Annotated in this window: 16 protein-coding genes; 15 read left to right on the forward strand and 1 reads right to left on the reverse strand. The window is 52.7% G+C overall.

Annotation, left to right across the window (positions count from 1 at the left end):
* Position 1: 1 nt before the first annotated feature.
* The 6 genes from ftsE to ataT all read left to right on the forward strand — a co-directional run bounded on the left by ftsE (position 2) and on the right by ataT (position 5,145).
* Entirely contained in the window at positions 2 to 670 is a 669-nt protein-coding gene (gene ftsE, locus FFT88_RS02360) for a cell division ATP-binding protein FtsE (protein ID WP_000617723.1), read from the forward strand.
* A complete protein-coding gene (gene ftsX / locus FFT88_RS02365; protein ID WP_130209080.1) occupies positions 663 to 1,721 on the forward strand; it encodes a permease-like cell division protein FtsX in 1,059 nt (352 codons plus the stop codon). Before ftsE ends, ftsX begins: the two co-directional genes overlap by 8 nt.
* A 244-nt stretch (positions 1,722 to 1,965) precedes the next feature.
* On the forward strand, positions 1,966 to 2,820 hold the full coding sequence (rpoH, locus tag FFT88_RS02370; protein WP_000130217.1) for an RNA polymerase sigma factor RpoH: 855 nt from the start codon (positions 1,966 to 1,968) through the stop codon (positions 2,818 to 2,820).
* A 271-nt stretch (positions 2,821 to 3,091) separates the two neighbouring features.
* Positions 3,092 to 4,195, forward strand: a complete 1,104-nt coding sequence (gene livJ / locus FFT88_RS02375) for a branched chain amino acid ABC transporter substrate-binding protein LivJ (RefSeq protein WP_130209078.1) — start codon at positions 3,092 to 3,094, stop codon at positions 4,193 to 4,195.
* 149 nt (positions 4,196 to 4,344) lie between these two features.
* Entirely contained in the window at positions 4,345 to 4,611 is a 267-nt protein-coding gene (ataR, locus tag FFT88_RS02380) for a type II toxin-antitoxin system antitoxin AtaR (RefSeq protein WP_001277108.1), read from the forward strand.
* A 6-nt stretch (positions 4,612 to 4,617) separates the two neighbouring features.
* Entirely contained in the window at positions 4,618 to 5,145 is a 528-nt protein-coding gene (ataT, locus tag FFT88_RS02385; RefSeq protein ID WP_135405472.1) for a type II toxin-antitoxin system toxin acetyltransferase AtaT, read from the forward strand.
* Here ataT and panM read toward each other — a convergent pair.
* Positions 5,142 to 5,525, reverse strand: a complete 384-nt coding sequence (panM, locus tag FFT88_RS02390) for an aspartate 1-decarboxylase autocleavage activator PanM (RefSeq protein ID WP_135405473.1) — start codon at positions 5,523 to 5,525, stop codon at positions 5,142 to 5,144. The genes ataT and panM overlap by 4 nt on opposite strands.
* Before the next feature lie 423 nt (positions 5,526 to 5,948).
* Here panM and livK point away from each other — a divergent pair, with 423 nt between their 5' ends.
* From livK to ugpE, 9 genes are all read left to right on the forward strand, one after another.
* Positions 5,949 to 7,058, forward strand: coding sequence for a high-affinity branched-chain amino acid ABC transporter substrate-binding protein LivK (livK, locus tag FFT88_RS02395; RefSeq protein ID WP_135405474.1), 1,110 nt, complete (start codon positions 5,949 to 5,951; stop codon positions 7,056 to 7,058).
* A gap of 47 nt (positions 7,059 to 7,105) precedes the next feature.
* Entirely contained in the window at positions 7,106 to 8,032 is a 927-nt protein-coding gene (livH, locus tag FFT88_RS02400; RefSeq protein ID WP_135405475.1) for a high-affinity branched-chain amino acid ABC transporter permease LivH, read from the forward strand.
* Positions 8,029 to 9,306 carry a branched chain amino acid ABC transporter permease LivM gene (gene livM, locus FFT88_RS02405; protein WP_000803777.1) on the forward strand — a complete coding sequence of 426 codons (1,278 nt, stop codon included), beginning with the start codon at positions 8,029 to 8,031 and terminating at the stop codon, positions 9,304 to 9,306. The genes livH and livM overlap by 4 nt, the downstream gene beginning before the upstream one ends.
* Entirely contained in the window at positions 9,303 to 10,070 is a 768-nt protein-coding gene (livG, locus tag FFT88_RS02410) for a high-affinity branched-chain amino acid ABC transporter ATP-binding protein LivG (protein ID WP_000082101.1), read from the forward strand. The genes livM and livG overlap by 4 nt, the downstream gene beginning before the upstream one ends.
* A 1-nt stretch (position 10,071) precedes the next feature.
* A complete protein-coding gene (livF, locus tag FFT88_RS02415; RefSeq protein WP_130221357.1) occupies positions 10,072 to 10,785 on the forward strand; it encodes a high-affinity branched-chain amino acid ABC transporter ATP-binding protein LivF in 714 nt (237 codons plus the stop codon).
* 118 nt (positions 10,786 to 10,903) lie between these two features.
* Complete coding sequence (locus tag FFT88_RS02420; protein WP_135405476.1) at positions 10,904 to 11,650, forward strand: tetratricopeptide repeat protein; 747 nt, start codon at positions 10,904 to 10,906, stop codon at positions 11,648 to 11,650.
* 359 nt (positions 11,651 to 12,009) lie between these two features.
* Entirely contained in the window at positions 12,010 to 13,326 is a 1,317-nt protein-coding gene (gene ugpB, locus FFT88_RS02425) for a sn-glycerol-3-phosphate ABC transporter substrate-binding protein UgpB (protein ID WP_130221358.1), read from the forward strand.
* A gap of 97 nt (positions 13,327 to 13,423) precedes the next feature.
* Positions 13,424 to 14,311, forward strand: a complete 888-nt coding sequence (ugpA, locus tag FFT88_RS02430) for a sn-glycerol-3-phosphate ABC transporter permease UgpA (protein WP_000099289.1) — start codon at positions 13,424 to 13,426, stop codon at positions 14,309 to 14,311.
* Positions 14,308 to 15,153, forward strand: a complete 846-nt coding sequence (gene ugpE / locus FFT88_RS02435; protein WP_000572183.1) for a sn-glycerol-3-phosphate ABC transporter permease UgpE — start codon at positions 14,308 to 14,310, stop codon at positions 15,151 to 15,153. Before ugpA ends, ugpE begins: the two co-directional genes overlap by 4 nt.

The raw sequence follows: 15,153 nt of genomic DNA on the forward strand, positions 1-15,153 counted from the left end.
AATGATTCGCTTTGAACATGTCAGCAAGGCTTATCTCGGTGGGAGACAGGCGCTGCAGGGCGTTACGTTTCATATGCAGCCGGGTGAGATGGCGTTTCTGACCGGTCATTCCGGTGCAGGGAAAAGTACCCTCCTGAAGCTGATCTGTGGGATTGAGCGGCCAAGCGCCGGGAAAATCTGGTTTAGCGGCCATGACATCACGCGTCTGAAAAACCGTGAAGTTCCGTTTCTGCGCCGCCAGATCGGCATGATTTTCCAGGATCACCATCTACTGATGGACCGTACTGTCTATGATAACGTGGCGATCCCGTTGATTATCGCTGGTGCCAGCGGTGACGATATTCGTCGCCGTGTATCGGCGGCGCTGGACAAAGTCGGGCTACTGGACAAAGCGAAAAACTTTCCAATACAGCTTTCTGGCGGTGAACAGCAGCGCGTTGGCATTGCCCGCGCGGTGGTGAACAAACCTGCGGTACTGCTGGCTGACGAACCGACCGGTAACCTGGATGATGCGCTGTCAGAAGGGATTTTACGTCTGTTTGAAGAGTTTAATCGCGTTGGGGTAACAGTATTGATGGCAACACACGACATCAACCTGATTTCACGACGTTCCTATCGCATGCTCACCCTGAGCGATGGTCACTTGCATGGAGGCGTGGGCCATGAATAAGCGCGATGCAATCAATCATATCCGGCAGTTTGGCGGGCGTCTTGATCGCTTCCGTAAATCGGCTGGCGGCTCTGGCGACGGTGGGCGTAACGCGCCGAAACGCGCGAAGTCCTCGCCAAAACCGGCAAATCGCAAAACCAACGTTTTCAACGAACAGGTGCGCTATGCGTTCCACGGCGCTTTGCAGGATCTGAAAAGCAAACCGTTCGCCACGTTTTTAACCGTGATGGTCATCGCCATCTCCCTGACGCTGCCAAGCGTCTGTTATATGGTGTACAAAAACGTTAACCAGGCGGCGACGCAGTATTATCCGTCACCGCAAATTACCGTTTACTTGCAAAAAACGCTGGATGATGACGCCGCTGCGGGCGTGGTCGCGCAGCTACAGGCCGAGCAGGGCGTGGAGAAAGTGAACTATCTTTCTCGTGAAGATGCACTGGGCGAGTTCCGTAACTGGTCTGGTTTTGGTGGTGCGCTGGATATGCTGGAAGAAAACCCGCTTCCGGCAGTAGCGGTGGTGATCCCAAAACTCGATTTTCAGGGGACGGAGTCACTGAATACGCTGCGCGATCGAATCACGCAGATTAACGGCATTGACGAAGTGCGGATGGATGACAGCTGGTTTGCCCGTCTGGCGGCGTTGACTGGGCTGGTCGGGCGCGTTTCGGCGATGATTGGCGTATTGATGGTGGCGGCCGTGTTCCTCGTCATCGGCAACAGCGTACGTCTGAGCATCTTTGCTCGCCGTGACTCCATCAACGTGCAGAAACTGATTGGTGCGACGGATGGTTTCATCCTTCGCCCGTTCCTGTACGGCGGTGCACTGCTGGGATTTTCTGGCGCATTGTTGTCATTAATTTTGTCAGAAATTCTGGTACTGCGTTTGTCGTCAGCGGTGGCGGAAGTGGCGCAGGTTTTCGGAACTAAGTTTGATATCAATGGCTTATCGTTCGATGAATGTCTGCTTTTGCTGCTGGTGTGTTCGATGATTGGCTGGGTGGCAGCCTGGCTTGCCACGGTACAACATTTACGCCATTTTACGCCTGAATAATAAAAGCGTGTTATACTCTTTCCCTGCAATGGGTTCCGTAGCAGGGAAAGAGACCCCGTTGTCTCTTCCCGGTATTTCATCTCTATGTCACATTTTGTGCGTAATTTATTCACAGCGTTGCATTGAACTTGTGGATAAAATCACGGTCTGATAAAACAGTGAATGATAACCTCATTGCTCTTAAGCTCTGGCACAGTTGTTGCTACCACTGAGGCGCCAGAAGATATCGATTGAGAGGATTTGAATGACTGACAAAATGCAAAGTTTAGCTTTAGCCCCTGTTGGCAACCTGGATTCCTACATCCGGGCAGCTAACGCGTGGCCGATGTTGTCGGCTGACGAGGAGCGGGCGCTGGCTGAAAAGCTGCATTACCATGGCGATCTGGAAGCAGCTAAAACGCTGATCCTGTCTCACCTGCGGTTTGTTGTTCATATTGCTCGTAATTATGCGGGCTATGGCCTGCCACAGGCGGATTTGATTCAGGAAGGTAACATCGGCCTGATGAAAGCAGTGCGCCGTTTCAACCCGGAAGTGGGTGTGCGCCTGGTCTCCTTCGCCGTTCACTGGATCAAAGCAGAGATCCACGAATACGTTCTGCGTAACTGGCGTATCGTCAAAGTTGCGACCACCAAAGCGCAGCGCAAACTGTTCTTCAACCTGCGTAAAACCAAGCAGCGTCTGGGCTGGTTTAACCAGGATGAAGTCGAAATGGTGGCCCGTGAACTGGGCGTAACCAGCAAAGACGTACGTGAGATGGAATCACGTATGGCGGCACAGGACATGACCTTTGACCTGTCTTCCGACGACGATTCCGACAGCCAACCGATGGCACCGGTGCTCTATCTGCAGGATAAATCATCTAACTTTGCCGACGGCATTGAAGATGATAACTGGGAAGAGCAGGCGGCAAACCGCCTGACCGACGCGATGCAGGGTCTGGACGAGCGTAGCCAGGACATCATCCGCGCGCGCTGGCTGGACGAAGACAACAAGTCCACGTTGCAGGAACTGGCTGATCGTTACGGTGTTTCCGCTGAACGTGTGCGTCAGCTGGAAAAGAACGCGATGAAAAAACTTCGCGCTGCTATTGAAGCGTAATTTTCGCTGTTAAGCAGAGAACCCTGGATGAGAGTCCGGGGTTTTTGTTTTTTGGGCCTCTGCAATAATCAATTTCCCCCTCCGGCAAAACGCCAATCCCCACGCAGATTGTTAATAAACTGTCAAAATAGCTATTCCAATATCATAAAAATGGGGTATGTTTTAGCAGAGTATGCTGCTAAAGCACGGGTGGTCATGCATAAAACGAAATAAAGTGCTGAATCACAACACCACAACACACGTAATAACCAGAAGAATGGGGATTCTCAGGATGAATATAAAGGGTAAAGCGTTACTGGCAGGATGTATCGCGCTGGCATTCAGCAATATGGCTCTGGCGGAAGATATTAAAGTTGCGGTCGTGGGCGCGATGTCTGGCCCGGTGGCGCAGTACGGTGACCAGGAGTTTACTGGCGCAGAGCAGGCGGTAGCGGATATCAACGCCAAAGGCGGCGTTAAAGGTAACAAACTGCAAATCGTAAAATACGACGATGCTTGTGACCCGAAACAGGCGGTCGCGGTGGCGAACAAAGTCGTTAACGACGGCATTAAATACGTGATTGGTCACCTCTGTTCTTCATCAACACAGCCAGCGTCTGATATCTACGAAGACGAAGGCATTTTAATGATCACCCCTGCGGCAACCGCACCAGAGCTGACCGCGCGTGGCTATAAGTTGATTATGCGCACCACTGGCCTGGACTCTGACCAGGGACCAACGGCGGCGAAATATATTCTTGAGAAAGTGAAACCGCAGCGTATTGCTATCGTCCACGACAAACAACAGTACGGCGAAGGTCTAGCGCGTGCGGTGCAGGACGGCCTGAAAAAAGGTAATGCTAACGTGGTGTTCTTTGATGGCATCACTGCCGGGGAAAAAGATTTCTCAACGCTGGTGGCGCGTCTGAAGAAAGAGAATATCGACTTCGTTTACTACGGCGGTTATCACCCGGAAATGGGGCAAATCCTGCGTCAGGCACGCGCGGCAGGGCTGAAAACTCAGTTTATGGGGCCGGAAGGCGTGGCTAACGTCTCGCTGTCTAACATTGCGGGCGAATCAGCGGAAGGGCTGCTGGTGACCAAGCCGAAGAACTACGATCAGGTTCCGGCGAACAAACCCATTGTTGATGCTATCAAAGCGAAAAAACAGGATCCAAGCGGCGCGTTCGTCTGGACCACCTACGCCGCGCTGCAATCTTTGCAGGCGGGCCTGAATCAGTCTGACGATCCGGCTGAGATCGCGAAATACCTGAAAGCGAACTCGGTGGATACCGTGATGGGGCCGCTGACGTGGGATGAGAAAGGCGATCTGAAAGGCTTTGAGTTCGGCGTATTTGACTGGCACGCCAACGGCACGGCGACTGATGCGAAGTAACAGATAGATAAATGAAAATGCCCGATGCGCTTAACGTCCATCGGGTTTTTTTGTGTTTGTCGAAATGGTTGTAGAAAGATTAAACAATCCAGGATATGCTTATTGTACGGTGATATGCCGTACATATTATACGGAGCAGGAGAGTTCACATGTCTGCTGTTAAAAAGCAGCGTATCGATCTGCGTTTAACTGACGATGACAAAAGTATGATTGAGGAAGCGGCAGCGATATCTAATCAGTCCGTCAGCCAATTTATGTTGAACAGCGCTTCGCAGCGGGCTGCGGAAGTGATTGAACAGCATCGGCGGGTGATCCTCAATGAGGAATCCTGGACGCGGGTGATGGATGCGCTGAGTAATCCCCCGTCACCAGGTGAAAAGCTAAAACGCGCGGCAAAACGTCTTCAGGGAATGTAATAATTTATGGATGATCTGACGATAGAGATTCTGACCGATGATGCAGATTATGATCTACAGCGATTCGACTGCGGCGAGGAAGCGTTAAATCTCTTTCTGACGACACATCTCGTTCGTCAACATCGCAACAAAATTCTGCGAGCGTATATCCTTTGTCGCAACACTCCAGAACGTCAGGTCCTAGGATATTACACATTATCCGGCAGTTGTTTTGAACGAGCCGCATTGCCCTCGAAATCGAAACAGAAAAAAATTCCCTACAAAAATATTCCCAGCGTCACTCTTGGGCGTCTGGCAATTGATCGTTCAATACAGGGGCAGGGATGGGGAGCAACACTGGTTGCTCATGCCATGAAAGTCGTCTGGTCAGCCTCTTTAGCGGTAGGTATTCACGGTCTTTTTGTCGAGGCGCTGAATGAAAAAGCCCATACGTTTTATCAGTCGCTGGGCTTTATCCCTTTAGTCGGGGAAAACGAAAATGCGTTATTTTTCCCAACCAAATCCATTGAACTGCTTTTTACACAGAGCGATTAACGCTTCTCCCAGCCGCCCTGCTGTGCCGTAAATCCCAGTGCCTGCATAAACGCCGTCATCACACCGCGATCTTCCACGCCTGTATCCGCCATCCACCAGCATGAAACGCCAGGATTGTTACGCAAAACCTCTTCCAGCAGATATTGCCCCACACCACGACGGCGGGTGACTTCCCTCACGCGCAGGGAATCCAGTGCTCCCTCGGTGCCGCTCAAGGTTACCCGCACGCCAGCGAGCAGGCGCTCGTTAAAACGCGCGGCGTAGATACGGTGGTTATCGTCAACCTGTAAAGAGGAAGGGGAATACTCCGGCCAGATCTTTTGCAGGTCAATCCGGTCCTGGTCGCTAAAGTTTTCTAATCGAATGATGGTCAGCTTCATGGGTAACCCGTGTAAATCACAAAAGTGGAACCAGTGTAGCGAAATAATTTAATCGGAGGCTTTCTCTTTTTTATTTCTTTTGGCAGGTGATTAATTTTTTTTCAGCAATAATTACAAAGTTAAAACATTAGAGAATGAAAATTGTCCAGCATAATCCCCTGAATGGTAGTGAATTATTCCGCCCTTTATGCCGTTATTTTATGCTGACAACGACGCTTTTTTCTGTTTATCTATCAATAAATTCAGAATATTATCTGTTCTTAATCGACTGAAAAATAGGGGTTTTAATCGCTATTATCACAATATGCTGTGCTAAACCCTTAATCAGACAGGTAAAAACAGTGCAGTATAAAAAAAGAACAGTCTGATTTGTTAACACATAAAAACAAAGCAACACAACATTACGAGTGGGGATTTTGAATAATGAAACGGAATGCGAAAACTATCATCGCAGGGATGATTGCACTGGCAATATCACACACGGCTTTAGCCGACGATATTAAAGTTGCCGTTGTCGGCGCGATGTCCGGCCCGGTTGCCCAGTGGGGCGATATGGAATTTAACGGCGCGCGTCAGGCAATCAAAGACATCAATGCCAAAGGGGGAATTAAAGGCGATAAGCTGGTTGGCGTGGAATATGACGACGCCTGCGACCCGAAACAGGCCGTTGCGGTCGCCAACAAAATCGTTAACGACGGCATTAAATACGTTATTGGTCATCTGTGTTCTTCTTCTACCCAACCTGCGTCAGATATCTATGAAGACGAAGGTATTCTGATGATCTCGCCGGGAGCGACCAATCCGGAGCTGACCCAACGCGGTTATCAACACATCATGCGTACTGCCGGGCTGGACTCTTCCCAGGGGCCAACGGCGGCAAAATACATTCTTGAGACGGTGAAGCCCCAGCGCATCGCCATCATTCACGACAAACAACAGTATGGCGAAGGGCTGGCACGTTCGGTGCAGGACAGTCTGAAAGCGGCTAATGCCAACGTCGTTTTCTTCGACGGCATTACCGCTGGCGAGAAAGATTTCTCTGCGCTGATTGCCCGCCTGAAAAAAGAAAACATCGACTTCGTTTACTACGGCGGTTACTACCCGGAAATGGGGCAGATGCTGCGCCAGGCCCGTTCCGTTGGCCTGAAAACTCAGTTTATGGGGCCGGAAGGTGTGGGTAATGCGTCGCTGTCGAATATTGCCGGTGATGCCGCTGAAGGCATGTTGGTGACCATGCCAAAACGCTATGACCAGGATCCGGCAAACCAGGGCATCGTTGATGCGCTGAAAGCAGACAAGAAAGATCCATCCGGGCCATATGTCTGGATCACCTACGCGGCGGTGCAATCTCTGGCAACTGCCCTTGAGCGTACCGGCAGCGATGAGCCGCTGGCGCTGGTGAAAGATTTAAAAGCAAACGGTGCAAACACCGTGATTGGGCCGCTGAACTGGGATGAAAAAGGCGATCTTAAGGGATTTGATTTTGGTGTCTTCCAGTGGCACGCCGACGGTTCATCCACGGCAGCCAAGTGATCATCCCACCGCCCGTAAAATGCGGGCGGGTTTAGAAAGGTTACCTTATGTCTGAGCAGTTTTTGTATTTCTTGCAGCAGATGTTTAACGGCGTCACGCTGGGCAGTACTTACGCGCTGATTGCCATCGGCTACACCATGGTTTACGGCATTATCGGCATGATCAACTTCGCCCACGGCGAGGTTTATATGATTGGCAGCTATGTCTCATTTATGATCATCGCCACGCTGATGATGATGGGTATTGATACCGGCTGGCTGCTGGTGGCGGCGGGATTCGTCGGCGCAATCGTCATTGCCAGCGCCTACGGCTGGAGTATCGAACGGGTGGCCTATCGCCCGGTGCGCAACTCTAAGCGCCTGATTGCGCTCATCTCTGCAATCGGTATGTCCATCTTCCTGCAAAACTACGTCAGCCTGACCGAAGGTTCGCGTGATGTAGCGCTGCCCAGCCTGTTTAACGGTCAGTGGGTGGTGGGCCATAGCGAAAACTTCTCTGCTTCTATTACCACCATGCAGGCGGTGATCTGGATTGTGACTTTCCTCGCCATGCTGGCGCTGACGATTTTCATTCGCTATTCCCGCATGGGGCGCGCCTGTCGTGCCTGCGCGGAAGATCTGAAAATGGCGAGCCTGCTTGGCATTAACACCGACCGGGTGATTGCGCTGACCTTTGTGATTGGCGCGGCAATGGCGGCGGTGGCGGGTGTGCTGCTCGGTCAGTTCTACGGCGTAATTAACCCCTACATCGGCTTTATGGCCGGGATGAAAGCCTTTACCGCGGCGGTGCTCGGTGGGATTGGCAGCATTCCGGGAGCGATGATTGGCGGCCTGATTCTGGGGATTGCGGAGGCGCTCTCTTCTGCCTATCTGAGTACGGAATATAAAGATGTGGTCTCATTCGCCCTGCTGATTCTGGTGCTGCTGGTGATGCCGACCGGTATTCTGGGTCGCCCGGAGGTAGAGAAAGTATGAAACCGATGCATATTGCAATGGCGCTGCTCTCTGCCGCGATGTTCTTTGTCCTCGCTGGCGTCTTTATGGGCGTGCAACTGGAGCTGGATGGCACCAAACTGGTGGTCGACAGCGCTTCGGATGTCCGTTGGGAGTGGGTGTTTATCGGCACGGCGGTGGTCTTTTTCTTCCAGCTTTTGCGACCTGCGTTCCAGAAAGGGTTGAAAAGCGTTTCCGGGCCGAAGTTTATTCTGCCCGCGATTGATGGCTCCACAGTGAAACAGAAACTGTTCCTCGTGGCGCTGCTGGTGCTTGCGGTGGCGTGGCCGTTTATGGTGTCGCGTGGGACGGTGGATATCGCCACCCTGACCATGATCTACATTATCCTCGGCCTCGGGCTGAACGTGGTGGTGGGGCTTTCCGGCCTGCTGGTGCTGGGGTACGGCGGCTTTTACGCCATCGGCGCTTACACTTTTGCACTGCTCAATCACTATTACGGTCTTGGGTTCTGGACCTGTCTGCCGATTGCCGGGTTGATGGCAGCGGCGGCGGGCTTCCTGCTCGGTTTTCCGGTGCTGCGTCTGCGCGGTGATTATCTGGCGATCGTTACCCTCGGTTTCGGCGAAATTGTGCGCATATTGCTGCTCAATAACACCGAAATTACCGGCGGCCCGAACGGAATCAGTCAGATCCCGAAACCGACTTTCTTCGGCCTTGAGTTCAGCCGTACCGCCCGTGAAGGTGGCTGGGACACCTTCAGTAATTTCTTTGGCCTGAAATACGATCCCTCCGATCGCGTCATTTTCCTCTACCTGGTGGCGTTGCTGCTGGTGGTGCTAAGCCTGTTTGTCATTAACCGCCTGCTGCGGATGCCGCTGGGGCGTGCGTGGGAAGCGTTGCGTGAAGACGAGATCGCCTGCCGTTCGCTGGGCTTAAGCCCGCGTCGTATCAAGCTGACTGCCTTTACCATCAGCGCCGCGTTTGCCGGTTTTGCCGGAACGCTGTTTGCTGCGCGCCAGGGCTTTGTCAGCCCGGAATCCTTCACCTTTGCTGAATCAGCCTTTGTACTGGCGATAGTGGTGCTCGGCGGTATGGGCTCGCAATTTGCAGTGATTCTGGCGGCAGTTCTGCTGGTGGTGTCGCGCGAGTTGATGCGTGATTTCAACGAATACAGCATGTTAATGCTCGGTGGTTTGATGGTGCTGATGATGATCTGGCGTCCGCAGGGCTTGCTGCCCATGACGCGCCCGCAACTGAAGCTGAAAAACGGTGCAGCGAAAGGAGAGCAGGCATGAGTCAGCCATTATTATCTGTTAACGGCCTGATGATGCGCTTCGGCGGCCTGCTGGCGGTGAACAACGTCAATCTTGAACTGTACCCGCAGGAAATCGTCTCGTTAATCGGCCCTAACGGTGCCGGAAAAACCACGGTCTTCAACTGCCTGACCGGATTCTACAAACCCACTGGTGGCACCATTTTACTGCGCGATCAGCATCTGGAAGGTTTGCCCGGCCAGCAAATCGCCCGCATGGGCGTGGTGCGCACCTTCCAGCATGTGCGTCTGTTCCGTGAAATGACGGTAATTGAAAACCTGCTGGTGGCGCAGCATCAGCAACTGAAAACCGGGCTGTTCTCTGGCCTGTTGAAAACGCCTTCTTTCCGCCGCGCCCAGAGCGAAGCGCTCGACCGCGCCGCCACCTGGCTTGAGCGCATTGGTTTGCTGGAACACGCTAACCGTCAGGCGAGTAACCTGGCCTATGGTGACCAGCGCCGTCTGGAGATCGCCCGCTGTATGGTGACGCAGCCGGAGATTTTAATGCTCGACGAACCGGCAGCAGGTCTTAACCCGAAAGAGACGAAAGAGCTGGATGAACTGATTGCCGAACTGCGTAACCATCACAACACTACTATCTTGTTGATTGAACACGATATGAAGCTGGTGATGGGAATTTCAGACCGAATTTACGTGGTTAATCAGGGGACGCCGCTGGCAAACGGTACGCCGGAGCAGATCCGTAATAACCCGGACGTGATCCGTGCCTATTTAGGTGAGGCATAAGATGGAAAAAGTCATGTTGTCCTTTGACAAAGTCAGCGCCCACTACGGCAAAATCCAGGCGCTGCATGAGGTGAGCCTGCATATCAATCAGGGCGAGATTGTCACGCTGATTGGCGCGAACGGGGCGGGGAAAACCACCTTGCTCGGCACGTTATGCGGCGATCCACGCGCCACCAGCGGGCGAATTGTGTTTGATGATAAAGACATTACCGACTGGCAGACGGCGAAAATCATGCGCGAAGCGGTGGCGATTGTCCCGGAAGGGCGTCGCGTCTTCTCGCGGATGACGGTGGAAGAGAACCTGGCGATGGGCGGCTTCTTTGCCGAACGTGACCAGTTTCAGGAGCGCATAAAGTGGGTGTATGAGCTGTTTCCACGTCTCCATGAACGCCGTGTTCAGCGGGCGGGAACGATGTCTGGTGGTGAACAGCAGATGCTGGCGATTGGTCGCGCACTGATGAGCAACCCGCGTTTGTTGTTGCTTGATGAGCCATCGCTAGGTCTTGCGCCGATTATCATCCAGCAAATTTTCGACACCATCGAGCAGCTGCGCGAGAAGGGGATGACCATCTTCCTCGTCGAGCAGAACGCCAACCAGGCGCTGAAGCTCGCTGATCGCGGCTACGTGCTGGAAAACGGCCATGTTGTGCTCTCCGATACCGGCGATGCGCTGCTGGCGAACGAAGCAGTGAGAAGTGCGTATTTAGGCGGGTAAATTATCAATAACCCGGCAGCTAAGTTCTGCCGGGTTCTTCGTCCGTTTACAGACTTGTTTCGACTGACCGGGAGGATTAAAACCAGACCACTTATTTGCCACGGAAAGGTTCCCTCCCATGCATTATGCCGTTGTCGTCATGCTTGAACTGCTTTGCTGTATTCACGCGTATCGCTCCGGACAAGAGCGGTATTGGATTTTTATCATCTTCTGTTTTCCGGTGATTGGCTGCGTGGCGTATTTCGTCATGGTGATGCTGCCTGAAACGGGCGCTGACCGTCACGGGCGTACTTTGCTGATGCGTCTGCAGGACAAAATCAACCCGGAACGCCACCTGCGCAAATTAACCGAAGAGCTGGCGATTGCCGAGACTAATCAAAACCATTATGCGTTGGCTAATGAACTGGCGCGCCTTGGGCGTTATCACGAAGCCGTTCCCCATTATCAGCAGGCGTTAAGCGGGATATTCGTCCATGAAGCGGCAATGATGTTAAGCCTGGCGCAGGCACAGTTTGCCATTCAGGAGTTCGCCGCCTGTCAGCAGACGCTGGAAGATGTGATGCGTTATAACCCTGATTTTCAGTCGGCAGACGGGCATTTGTTATTTGCCAGAACCTTAGCCGCACAAGAAAAATACGCTGATGCGGAAAGCGAGTTTGAGGTGTTGATTTCTTATTACCCTGGCCCGCAGGCGCGTATTTACTATGCGGAAATGCTGGCGAAAATGAGTCGGTTACGTGAAGCCAACGAGCAGTATGTTGCTGTGGTTGATACGGCTAAACGCTCAAGACCTCATTATAGAAAACACCACCGGGAATGGATTAAGGCCGCCAATGAACGGCTGAAGCAGAGTATGGTGCGATGAAAATCTTCTTTGCCGTTAGACCAGTGTAGCGGCAATCTATTGTTAAAATTGAAAAATGTACTTCTCAACGGGCAGCAAAACTGGATGCAGAATTTGCTGCCATTTTTGCTCTTCATGGTAAGGCGTTCTGGCGATTAGCTGGTCGTTAATCGCCTCTTTTCAGTGCATTCTCGGGATATCCGTGCCCCATCTCCCATTTTCCCTCACCCACGCCGTCACCGCCTTGTCATCTTTCTGACACCTTACTATCTTAAAAATGTAACAAAAGAGTTATTTTTCTGTAATTCGAGCATGTCATGTTACCCCGCGAGCATAAAACGCGTGAATTCGCGCATTCGGTACAACAAGAGAGATAAACGATGAAACCGTTACATTATACAGCTTCAGCACTGGCGCTCGGACTGGCGTTAATGGGCAATGCGCAGGCAGTGACAACTATTCCCTTCTGGCATTCTATGGAAGGGGAACTGGGTAAAGAGGTTGATTCTCTGGCTCAACGTTTTAACGCTGAAAACCCGGATTACAAAATTGTACCGACCTATAAAGGCAACTACGAACAGAATTTAAGTGCGGGGATTGCCGCATTTCGTACCGGCAACGCTCCGGCTATTTTGCAGGTTTATGAAGTTGGCACCGCCACCATGATGGCGTCGAAAGCCATTAAACCGGTATATGACGTGTTTAAAGAGGCGGGGATTCAATTCGATGAGTCGCAGTTTGTGCCGACGGTTTCCGGTTACTACTCCGACAGCAAAACGGGCCACTTACTCTCCCAGCCGTTCAACAGCTCGACTCCCGTTCTCTATTACAACAAAGACGCCTTCAAGAAAGCAGGATTAGACCCGGAGCAGCCGCCGAAAACCTGGCAGGATCTGGCGGACTATGCCGCGAAACTGAAAGCCTCCGGTATGAAGTGCGGCTACGCCAGCGGCTGGCAGGGCTGGATCCAACTGGAAAACTTTAGCGCCTGGAACGGCCTGCCGTTTGCCAGCAAAAACAACGGCTTTGACGGCACAGACGCGGTGCTTGAGTTCAACAAGCCGGAGCAGGTGAAACACATCGCCATGCTCGAAGAGATGAACAAGAAGGGCGACTTCAGCTACGTCGGGCGTAAGGATGAATCCACCGAGAAGTTCTATAACGGTGATTGTGCGATGACCACCGCCTCTTCCGGTTCGCTTGCCAACATTCGCGAGTACGCCAAATTCAACTACGGCGTAGGCATGATGCCTTACGACGCCGATGCGAAAGGTGCGCCACAAAACGCCATTATCGGCGGGGCCAGCCTGTGGGTGATGCAGGGCAAAGATAAAGAAACGTATACCGGCGTGGCGAAGTTTCTCGACTTCCTCGCGAAGCCAGAAAACGCTGCCGAGTGGCATCAGAAAACCGGTTATCTGCCAATCACCAAAGCGGCGTATGACCTGACCCGTGAGCAGGGCTTTTACGAGAAAAACCCCGGGGCGGATACCGCGACGCGTCAGATGCTGAACAAGCCGCCGTTGCCGTTCACCAAAGGGCTGCGTCTGGGCAACATGCCGCAGATCCGCGTGATTGTGGATGAAGAACTGGAAAGCGTGTGGACCGGTAAGAAGACGCCACAGCAGGCGCTGGATACCGCCGTTGAGCGTGGGAATCAGTTGCTGCGCCGCTTTGAGAAATCGACGAAGTCTTAACCAGTGAAATGTCGGGTGCGCTTCGCTTATCCGACCTGCCATCGTGTGTAGGCAGAATAAGCGAAGCGTATCCGGCACAGTTCAGGAATTAACCGTAATGTCATCATCCCGTCCGGTGTTTCGCTCGCGCTGGCTGCCTTATTTGCTGGTCGCGCCGCAGCTCATCATCACCGTTATCTTTTTTATCTGGCCTGCGGGCGAAGCGTTGTGGTACTCGCTACAAAGCGTCGATCCGTTTGGTTTCTCCAGCCAGTTTGTCGGCCTGGATAACTTCGTCACGCTGTTCCATGACAGCTACTATCTCGACTCCTTCTGGACGACGATAAAATTCAGCACCTTTGTCACCGTCAGCGGTTTGCTGGTGTCGTTGTTCTTCGCGGCGCTGGTGGAGTACATCGTGCGCGGCAGCCGTTTCTATCAAACCTTAATGCTGCTGCCGTATGCCGTGGCTCCCGCCGTTGCCGCCGTATTGTGGATCTTCCTGTTTAACCCCGGTCGCGGGCTGATCACTCATTTTCTCGCAGAGTTCGGCTACGACTGGAACCACGCGCAAAACAGCGGTCAGGCGATGTTTTTGGTGGTGTTTGCCTCGGTGTGGAAGCAAATCAGCTACAACTTCCTGTTCTTCTATGCCGCGCTGCAATCCATTCCCCGTTCGTTGATCGAAGCTGCAGCCATCGATGGCGCAGGGCCGATTCGCCGCTTCTTTAAGATTGCGCTGCCGCTTATTGCGCCAGTGAGTTTCTTCCTGCTGGTGGTGAACCTGGTGTATGCCTTCTTCGACACCTTCCCGGTGATCGACGCCGCCACGTCCGGCGGGCCGGTTCAGGCCACCACGACGCTGATTTATAAGATTTACCGCGAAGGCTTTACCGGACTGGATCTGGCTTCGTCTGCCGCGCAGTCGGTGGTGTTGATGTTCCTCGTCATCGTGCTGACGGTGGTGCAGTTCCGCTATGTTGAAAGCAAGGTGCGTTACCAATGATTGAGAACCGTCCGTGGCTGACAATATTCAGCCATACCATGCTGATCCTCGGGATCGCGGTGATCCTCTTCCCGCTGTACGTGGCGTTTGTTGCGGCGACGCTGGATAAACAAGAAGTTTACGCCGCGCCGATGACGCTTATTCCCGGCACGCATCTGCTGGAAAACATCCACAACATCTGGGTGAACGGGGTAGGCACGAATAGCGCGCCGTTCTGGCGGATGTTGCTTAACAGCTTTGTGATGGCGTTCAGCATTACGCTCGGCAAAATTACCGTCTCGATGCTCTCGGCATTTGCCATTGTCTGGTTTCGTTTTCCGCTACGTAACCTCTTCTTCTGGATGATTTTTATCACCCTGATGCTGCCGGTTGAAGTGCGTATCTTCCCGACGGTAGAAGTCATCGCCAATCTGAAGATGCTCGACAGCTACGCTGGTTTAACGCTGCCGCTGATGGCCTCGGCGACCGCCACGTTTCTTTTCCGCCAGTTCTTTATGACGCTGCCGGATGAGCTGGTGGAAGCGGCGCGGATCGACGGCGCGTCGCCAATGCGTTTCTTTTGCGACATCGTTTTTCCGCTGTCCAAAACTAATCTGGCGGCGCTGTTTGTGATCACCTTTATTTACGGCTGGAACCAGTATTTGTGGCCGTTGTTGATTATTACCGACGTTGATCTCGGCACCACCGTGGCAGGGATTAAAGGGATGATCGCCACTGGCGAAGGCACCACGGAATGGAACTCGGTGATGGCGGCGATGTTGTTAACCCTGATCCCACCAGTAGTGATTGTTTTAGTGATGCAGCGTGCCTTTGTGCGCGGCCTGGTCGATAGTGAGAAATAA

Source organism: Escherichia sp. E4930 (genome assembly GCF_005845405.1).
Lineage (GTDB): Bacteria > Pseudomonadota > Gammaproteobacteria > Enterobacterales > Enterobacteriaceae > Escherichia.

Bases quoted from the DNA above. Each gene is read 5' to 3' on its own strand.
- ftsE (WP_000617723.1), top strand. From the start codon at position 2: ATGATTCGCTTTGAACATGTCAGCAAGGCTTATCTCGGTGGGAGACAG.
- ftsX (WP_130209080.1), top strand. From the start codon at position 663: ATGAATAAGCGCGATGCAATCAATCATATCCGGCAGTTTGGCGGGCGT.
- rpoH (WP_000130217.1), top strand. From the start codon at position 1,966: ATGACTGACAAAATGCAAAGTTTAGCTTTAGCCCCTGTTGGCAACCTG.
- livJ (WP_130209078.1), top strand. From the start codon at position 3,092: ATGAATATAAAGGGTAAAGCGTTACTGGCAGGATGTATCGCGCTGGCA.
- ataR (WP_001277108.1), top strand. From the start codon at position 4,345: ATGTCTGCTGTTAAAAAGCAGCGTATCGATCTGCGTTTAACTGACGAT.
- ataT (WP_135405472.1), top strand. From the start codon at position 4,618: ATGGATGATCTGACGATAGAGATTCTGACCGATGATGCAGATTATGAT.
- panM (WP_135405473.1), bottom strand. From the start codon at position 5,525: ATGAAGCTGACCATCATTCGATTAGAAAACTTTAGCGACCAGGACCGG.
- livK (WP_135405474.1), top strand. From the start codon at position 5,949: ATGAAACGGAATGCGAAAACTATCATCGCAGGGATGATTGCACTGGCA.
- livH (WP_135405475.1), top strand. From the start codon at position 7,106: ATGTCTGAGCAGTTTTTGTATTTCTTGCAGCAGATGTTTAACGGCGTC.
- livM (WP_000803777.1), top strand. From the start codon at position 8,029: ATGAAACCGATGCATATTGCAATGGCGCTGCTCTCTGCCGCGATGTTC.
- livG (WP_000082101.1), top strand. From the start codon at position 9,303: ATGAGTCAGCCATTATTATCTGTTAACGGCCTGATGATGCGCTTCGGC.
- livF (WP_130221357.1), top strand. From the start codon at position 10,072: ATGGAAAAAGTCATGTTGTCCTTTGACAAAGTCAGCGCCCACTACGGC.
- FFT88_RS02420 (WP_135405476.1), top strand. From the start codon at position 10,904: ATGCATTATGCCGTTGTCGTCATGCTTGAACTGCTTTGCTGTATTCAC.
- ugpB (WP_130221358.1), top strand. From the start codon at position 12,010: ATGAAACCGTTACATTATACAGCTTCAGCACTGGCGCTCGGACTGGCG.
- ugpA (WP_000099289.1), top strand. From the start codon at position 13,424: ATGTCATCATCCCGTCCGGTGTTTCGCTCGCGCTGGCTGCCTTATTTG.
- ugpE (WP_000572183.1), top strand. From the start codon at position 14,308: ATGATTGAGAACCGTCCGTGGCTGACAATATTCAGCCATACCATGCTG.